This is a genomic window from Mycobacterium sp., assembly GCF_051006775.1.
GTDB lineage: Bacteria > Actinomycetota > Actinomycetes > Mycobacteriales > Mycobacteriaceae > Mycobacterium.
On sequence record NZ_JBPCSX010000138.1, the window covers coordinates 1 to 6,780 of the forward strand.

The window sequence follows — 6,780 nt, forward strand, 5'->3', positions numbered from 1 at the left end:
CCGTTGCTCACAATCAACGTGACGATGATTCCCGGCACCGTCTGACCGCCGGGCGAGGTGCCGACCACGGTTCCGGCCGAGGCGGTGCTGTTGACCATGCTGACGCCGTCGGCCACCTGGAAGCCGGCGGCGCGCAACTCTTCCCGGGCCCGGTCCTGACCCATGCCGTTGACGCTCGGGATCCGGGAACCGGGGGCGCCGTCGACGTAGCGGGGATCGGTCGGGGCCATGGTTACATCGCCGAATCTCGTGGCGATCGGATCGATGGCGGCGAACCAGGTCAGTGCCGGCTCTTTGCCGCCGAAGAGGTCGCCGTCACCGCACTGGCGTAGCGGGTAGGAGCACAGGTCGGTCGGGTCCGGGGAGTCGTCGTAGATGTAGTTCACCGCCGCGTAGCGGTTGGTGTAGCCGAGGAACCCGGCTGAGCGGTGAGCTTCGGTGGTGCCGGTCTTGCCCGCCATCGGCAGCGTCCACCCCACCGAACTGGCCGCCCCGGCGCCGGTGCCGCTGATGACGTCTTTGCTCATCGCGTTCGACAGCGTGTTGGCCAGACCCTCGGGGACCACCTGCTCGCAGGACTCCGCGTTGACGGCCACCTCGTTTCCGCGCCTGTCATACACCTTGTCGACAGGGTTGGGTGGGCACCACATCCCCCCGGAGGCCAGCGTGGTGGCGACGTTCGCCAACTCCAATGCGTTGACTTCGAACGGGCCGAGGGTGAACGAGCCGATGTTCTGCCGCTTGATGAAGTCGGCCAGGCTCTCGTTGTTGTCCGGGTCATACGCCCGTGCGGTCCCGGGGTCTGCATAGGAACGCAGTCCGAGTTTTACGGCCATGTCGACACTGCGGGACACCCCGACCTGTGAGATGAGTTTGGCGAACGCGGTATTGGGCGACTTGGACAGTGCCTCGGTCACGCTCATTGTCAGATTGCGCGGATCCTTGTAGTTCTCCACGCACCACGTCTCCTTGGGGCAGCCTCGGGCGCCGCCCTCGCCGAGGCCCTTGGCGTCGAAGCGGGCGGGCACGTCGAGGATCGCGTTGATGCCCAGACCAAGGTCCAGCGCGGCGGCCGTGGTGAAGATCTTGAAGATTGACCCGGCGCCATCGCCGACCAGTGAGAAGGGTTGTGGCTGAACGGTTTGTCCGGCTTGGGTGTCGAGACCGTAGGTGCGGTTGCTGACCATCGCGACGAGGGGATGACTGGTCTTGCCGGGTAGTAGGACGTTCATCACGCTGGCGACCCCGGTGAGGTCCGACGAAGCGTAGGAGTCCACGCCTTTCTTGGCGTCGGCCTGAACGTCGGGGTCCAGGGTGGTCTTGATCATGTAGCCGCCCTTGGCGATCTGCTCCTTGCTCAGCCCGGCCCGAGCCAGGTACTCCTGCACGTAGTCGCAGAAGAAGGCGCGGTCACCGGCGGCGATACAACCGCGTGGCAGTTCATTGGGCCGAGCCAGAATCCCCAGCGGCTGCTGCTTGGCGGCGCGCAGTTCATCGGTCTTGTCCGGCAGCTGCTCGATCATGGTGTCCAGCACCAGATTTCGCCGGGCCAGCGCTCCATCCGGATTGATGTAGGGGTTCAGCGTGCTGGTCGACTGCACCAGGCCGGCCAGCAAGGCGGACTGCTGCCAGTTCAACGCGGAGGCGTCGATGCCGAAGTAGGTCTGTGCGGCGTCCTGGATTCCGAACGCGCCGTTGCCGAATGACACCAGGTTCAGATACCTGGTCAGGACCTCCGGCTTGCTCAGCATCCGGTCCAGCGTCAACGCCATCCGGATCTCACGGAGCTTGCGAGCCGGGGTAGGGGCTATCGCGGCACGACGTTCCGCGTCGGTCTGCGCGACGACCAACAACTGGTAGTTCTTGACGAACTGCTGCTCGATGGTGGACCCGCCGCGGGTACCCACGTCTCCGGATGCATAGCCCGCCAGACCGGTCAGCGTGCCTTTCCAGTCCACACCGTTGTGCTCGGCGAACCTCTTGTCCTCGATCGAGACGATGGCCAGTTTCATGGTGTCGGCGATCTTGTCGCTGGTCACCTCGAACCGGCGCTGGGAGTACAGCCAGGCGATGGTGTTGCCCTTGGAGTCGACCATGGTGCTCACCGCGGGAACGTCGCCCTGGAGGAGTTGGGCCGATCCGTTGGCCACGATGTCGGAGGCCCGGTTGGACATCAGGCCCACTCCGCCGGCCAGGGGGAACAGCAGTGCCGCGACGAGCACACTGGCCAGCAGGCAGGTCCATGCCAGCTTGATCAGCGTGGGCCCGGCCGGCGGGCGTTGCGACATGGGGTACACCCTACTGAGGGCCCCGGGAAGCCCGGCGACCATCTGGCGGTGCCGGGTAGATAACGCCGAGAAACGGCCCCGGGGGAACAAAAGTGCAGTTCATGATGAGATTGGACGCTTGTTCCAAAAAAGCTGAGATCTGACTGTTGCCAAATCGATATCTGACCACCTAACTTAAGCACACAGTGCGATATAGGTAACACTCCTGTCGCAATGTGGTGCAGATCGCAGTGACGCGGTCTCGCCCGAGGGATCGCCGCTGAAAGGCGGCTTTAACGAAGGGGGTCGCCCGTGTCGGGTACTCGGCTCGCCGCTCGCCGGACAGTAATGCTGCAGGGTTCACTCAACGGCGCGGAGGGGGAGGCCCGGATCGCCTGGGTGTCTCAAGCCCTGTGCCGGGCCACCGACCCGGACCAACTCTTCGTTCGAGGTGCTGCCCAGCGCAAGGCCGCCGTGATCTGTCGGCACTGTCCCGTTATCGCAGAGTGCGGGGCTGACGCCCTGGACAACCGGGTGGAGTTCGGCGTGTGGGGCGGCATGACCGAGCGGCAGCGCCGGGCCCTGCTCAAGCAGCACCCCGACGTCGTCTCCTGGGCTGAGTTCTTCGCCACGCAGCGCAAGCACCGCAGCGTCAGCTAGACCTCGCCGGTGATCTGATCGGCGATCGCCTGCAGTGCGACGAGGTCGGACACATCGAACGGCAGTGACGGCACACCGACCACCCGCACATGCGGGTTGGCGCCGGTGAACCGCGATAGCAATCGCACCTCCCGCTTGGCGGTCTGACCACGGTCGGCGTGGATTCGCAGCACCCCGGCGGTCAACGCGTCCTTGGACGCCTCCAATTGATCAGCGCCGTCGATGGCGCGTTCGACAGCCAGCGCACTGAGCATCGGATGGGTTCGATTGAGAATCAGCCCGGCCAGCGGCATGCCCTCATCGGAAAGCCGATCGACGAAGAAGGTCGCCTCGCGAAGCGCGTCGGGTTCGGCCGCCGAGACCACCACGAATTGGGTCCCGCGCCGCTTGAGCAGTTCGTAGGTGCGGTCCGCCTTTTCGCGGAACCCGCCGAAGGTGGAGTCCAGCGACTGCACGAAGGCGGCGGCATCGGAGAGCATCTGCGAGCCCAGAATTGTGGACATCGCCTTCATCGCCAGGCCCATCACGCCGGCCACCAGCTTGCCGAATCCGCTGCCGGGACCGAGTAGCAGCCGCCAGAGCCGGCTGTCCATGAAACTGCCCAGCCGCTTGGGCGCGTCCAGGAAGTCCAGCGCGTTCCGCGAGGGCGGGGTGTCGACAACCACCAGATCCCATCGGTCCTCGGCCAGCAACTGGCCCAGCTTCTCCATGGCCATGTACTCCTGCGTGCCGGCCAGGGATGTCGCGACGGTCTGATAGAACTTGTTGTCCAAAATCGCTTGTGCGCGTTCAGGTCCGGAGTGTTCGATCACCATCTCGTCGAACGTGTGCCGCATGTCGAGCATCATCGCGTACAACTCGCCGGAGACATCGGGCCCCAGCGGTACCTGCTGTGGGGTATTGCCGAGTTCCCTGATGCCCAGCGCCTGCGCGAGCCGCTTGGCCGGGTCGATCGTCAGCACCACGACCGTGCGGCCGTACTCGGCGGCCCGCAGAGCCATGGCGGCCGCGGTGGTGGTCTTGCCGACGCCGCCCGCCCCACAGCACACGACCACTCGGTTGGACTTGTCGGACAGGATGGACTTCATGTCAAGGACCGCAGGTGCTGAGCTCATCGGATCATCGCTTTCACCTGACGCCCTGTTGGGCAAGAATTTCCGCAAGTTCGTAGAGGCTGCCCAGATCAACACCATCGGGGATGGTGGGTAGCTCCAACTGTGGAGCGTGCACGTTTTTGAGTTCGAGTGCGCTTTCCCGGCGGGCCTGAATCCGGGTCGCGTGTTCGATGGTCTCGGTCAGCAGCCCGGCGAAATCCGCGTCGCTCAATGTGATCCCGGCCTGGGTAAGCCCGGCCCGCACCGCGTCGGCGTCGATCACGCCCCCGGCCGCTTTGGCGAGGTCCTTGGGCGGCAGGAACAACGGGATATTGCGGTTGACGATCACACTGCCGATCGGCAGCTCCAGTTCCTCAAGTTCGTGGATCGCCTCGATGGTCTCCTGGATCGGCAGTGCTTCGAGCAGTGTCACCAGGTGGATCGCGGTCTGCTCGGAATGCAGCAGCCGCACGACGCCCTCGGCCTGGGAGTGCACCGGGCCGCCCTTGGCGATATCGGAGAGCGCCTTGGTGACGTCGAGGAACGGTGAGATGCGGCCCGTCGGCGGGGAGTCCACGACGATGGCGTCGTACGCCGGCCGCTTCTTGGCGTCCAGCCGGGTCGCCGCCTCCTTGATCTTGCCGGTCAACAGGACGTCCCGAAGGCCCGGCGCGATGGTGGTGGCGAACTCGATGGCGCCGACCCGGCGCATCGCCCGCCCGGCGATGCCCAGGTTGTAGAACATGTCGAGGTACTCCAGGAACGCCGCCTCGATATCGATGGCCAGCGCGTTGACGTGCCCGCCACCCTCGGCGGTGGCCACCTTGACCTCCTCGTAGGGCAGGGGCGGGACGTCGAAAAGCTGCGCAATTCCTTGGCGCCCTTCGACTTCCACCAACAGCACCTTTCGGCCACCCGCCGCCAGCGTCAACGCCAGCGCAGCTGCGACCGTGGTCTTACCGGTTCCGCCTTTACCCGTGACGAAATGGAGTCGGGCCTTGGTCAGCCGGGAGGGCCAGCCGACGGGGCTGCCGTCATTGGTCGCCATCGGTCCACTCTATCCAAGGTGGCAGAGGGCCTTCGGCCACTTGAGTAGGCTGCGGCTCATGAGTCAACCAACTACGTGGGAGTACGCGACCGTGCCGCTGCTGACCCATGCGACCAAGCAGATCCTCGACCAGTGGGGTGCTGACGGCTGGGAACTTGTCTCGGTGCTCAACGGCCCGACCGGTGAACAGCACGTCGCCTACCTCAAACGACCGAAGTGAGCAGCGCCGGCGGGCAGGGGGCACCCCCCGCTCGCGGGGGAGAGCGCAGCGACTCGGGGAAGGTCACTGCGCGGCTCACCGAACTCGGCGTCACCCTGCCCCCGGTGACGAAACCGTTGGCCGCTTACGTGCCCGCGGTGCAGACCGGCAACCTCGTCTACACCTCCGGTCAGCTGCCACTGGTGGCCGGTGAACTCACCCATGCCGGCAAGGTCGGGTCGAAGGTCACCCCGCAGGACGCCAAGGCGGCCGCCCGGACCTGCGCGCTCAATGCCCTCGCGGCGATCGACGCGCTGGTCGGTATCGACGCGGTGCGACGGGTGGTCAAGGTCGTCGGCTTCGTCGCCTCGGCCCCCGGCTTCGCCGGCCAGCCCGGCGTGGTCAACGGCGCTTCGGAGTTCCTGGGCGAGGTGTTCGGCGATGCCGGCATCCACGCCCGTTCGGCGGTCGGTGTGGCCGAACTGCCCCTGGACGCACCGGTGGAGGTTGAACTCATCGTCGAGGTCGGATAGGGGTCGGGTGAGCCACCCCGCATACGGAATCCTGCGGCCGGTCACTGAGACGGCCTCGGTTCTACTGTGCGACAACCCCGGTCACATGACACTGGACGGAACCAACACCTGGCTACTTCGGGGTCCGGGCAGCGACGATTTCGTCGTCGTCGACCCAGGACCCGATGACGACACGCACATCACCAGGCTGGCCGCAGCGGGCCGAATTCCCCTGGTGCTCATCAGTCATCGACATGGTGACCACACCGAGGGGATCGACCGGCTCGTCGCCGCATCCGGCGCCACGGTGCGTTCGGTGGGCAGCGGCTTTCTGCGCGGACTGGGCGGTCCGCTGAGTGACGGCGAGGTGATCGAGGCCGCCGGTGTGCGGATCACCGTGATGGCGACGCCCGGCCACACATCGGATTCGCTGAGCTTCGTTCTCGACGACGCCGTCCTGACCGCCGACACCGTGCTGGGGCGCGGCACCACCGTCATCGACGGCGAGGACGGGAATCTTGCCGACTACCTGGAGTCACTGCGCCGATTGCAGGGTTTGGGTTCACTGACCGTGTTACCCGGGCACGGTCCCGAACTCCATGATGTGTCAGCCGTCGCCGCTATGTATCTGGCGCACCGTGAGGAACGGCTGGGACAGGTCCGGGAGGCGTTGCGGACTCTCGGTGAGGATGCCACCGCTCGTCAGGTTGTCGAGCACGTCTATGCCGACGTCGACGAGAAGCTATGGGAGGCGGCCGAGCAGTCGGTGCGCGCTCAATTGGATTACCTGCGCCCAGAGTGAGACTCGGGCGTCAGCGGGCACGGTGTCGTGAACTCGCTCGGTTGCGCCTCGCTACGCGAGTCTTACCTCGCTCGGCGGGCCAGTCGCTCGGAGTCGCAGATCAGAACGCTCTTGCCTTCCAGACGAATCCAGCCGCGATGGGCGAAATCGGCGAGGGCCTTGTTGACGGTTTCCCGGGAGGCACCGACAAGCTGGGCG

General features: G+C 65.8%; 8 protein-coding genes. 4 read left to right on the forward strand and 4 right to left on the reverse strand.

The features are described 5' to 3' along the window. Positions 1-2,288 (reverse strand): transglycosylase/D,D-transpeptidase PonA2 (ponA2, locus tag ACR2JI_RS09515; protein ID WP_526389833.1); only part of this gene is annotated, 2,288 nt, incomplete at its 3' end. A gap of 327 nt (positions 2,289-2,615) precedes the next feature. On the opposite strand from ponA2, the gene ACR2JI_RS09520 reads away from it, so the two are divergent. Then, a complete protein-coding gene (locus tag ACR2JI_RS09520) occupies positions 2,616-2,927 on the forward strand; it encodes a WhiB family transcriptional regulator (protein WP_526389834.1) in 312 nt (103 codons plus the stop codon). On the opposite strand, the gene bagB is transcribed toward ACR2JI_RS09520, so the two are convergent. Further along, positions 2,924-4,042: an ATPase BagB gene (gene bagB, locus ACR2JI_RS09525; RefSeq protein ID WP_526389835.1), complete on the reverse strand. Its 1,119-nt coding sequence runs from the start codon at positions 4,040-4,042 to the stop codon at positions 2,924-2,926. The genes ACR2JI_RS09520 and bagB overlap by 4 nt on opposite strands. 13 nt (positions 4,043-4,055) lie before the next feature. Next, complete coding sequence (bagA, locus tag ACR2JI_RS09530) at positions 4,056-5,069, reverse strand: ATPase BagA (RefSeq protein WP_526389836.1); 1,014 nt, start codon at positions 5,067-5,069, stop codon at positions 4,056-4,058. Positions 5,070-5,127: 58 nt separating this feature from the next. Between bagA and sp36 the strand changes: the two genes are divergently transcribed. Genes sp36 through ACR2JI_RS09545 form a run of 3 tightly spaced genes read left to right on the forward strand, consistent with a single transcriptional unit; the run spans position 5,128 to position 6,582 of the window. Next, positions 5,128-5,289 (forward strand): Sp36 family protein, encoded by a 162-nt coding sequence (gene sp36, locus ACR2JI_RS09535; RefSeq protein WP_293307002.1) that lies wholly within the window; start codon positions 5,128-5,130, stop codon positions 5,287-5,289. Beyond that, the gene (locus tag ACR2JI_RS09540; RefSeq protein WP_526389837.1) at positions 5,286-5,801 is read left to right on the forward strand and encodes a RidA family protein; all 516 of its coding nucleotides are present in this window, start codon (positions 5,286-5,288) and stop codon (positions 5,799-5,801) included. The genes sp36 and ACR2JI_RS09540 overlap by 4 nt, the downstream gene beginning before the upstream one ends. Before the next feature lie 7 nt (positions 5,802-5,808). Next, on the forward strand, positions 5,809-6,582 hold the full coding sequence (locus tag ACR2JI_RS09545; protein ID WP_526389838.1) for an MBL fold metallo-hydrolase: 774 nt from the start codon (positions 5,809-5,811) through the stop codon (positions 6,580-6,582). Positions 6,583-6,644: 62 nt separating this feature from the next. Here ACR2JI_RS09545 and ACR2JI_RS09550 read toward each other — a convergent pair. Then, the coding region (locus ACR2JI_RS09550) for a helix-turn-helix domain-containing protein (RefSeq protein WP_526389839.1) at positions 6,645-6,780 on the reverse strand (136 nt) is incomplete at its 5' end.

Bases quoted from the DNA above. Each gene is read 5' to 3' on its own strand.
- ACR2JI_RS09520 (WP_526389834.1), top strand. From the start codon at position 2,616: ATGCTGCAGGGTTCACTCAACGGCGCGGAGGGGGAGGCCCGGATCGCC.
- bagB (WP_526389835.1), bottom strand. From the start codon at position 4,042: ATGAGCTCAGCACCTGCGGTCCTTGACATGAAGTCCATCCTGTCCGAC.
- bagA (WP_526389836.1), bottom strand. From the start codon at position 5,069: ATGGCGACCAATGACGGCAGCCCCGTCGGCTGGCCCTCCCGGCTGACC.
- sp36 (WP_293307002.1), top strand. From the start codon at position 5,128: ATGAGTCAACCAACTACGTGGGAGTACGCGACCGTGCCGCTGCTGACC.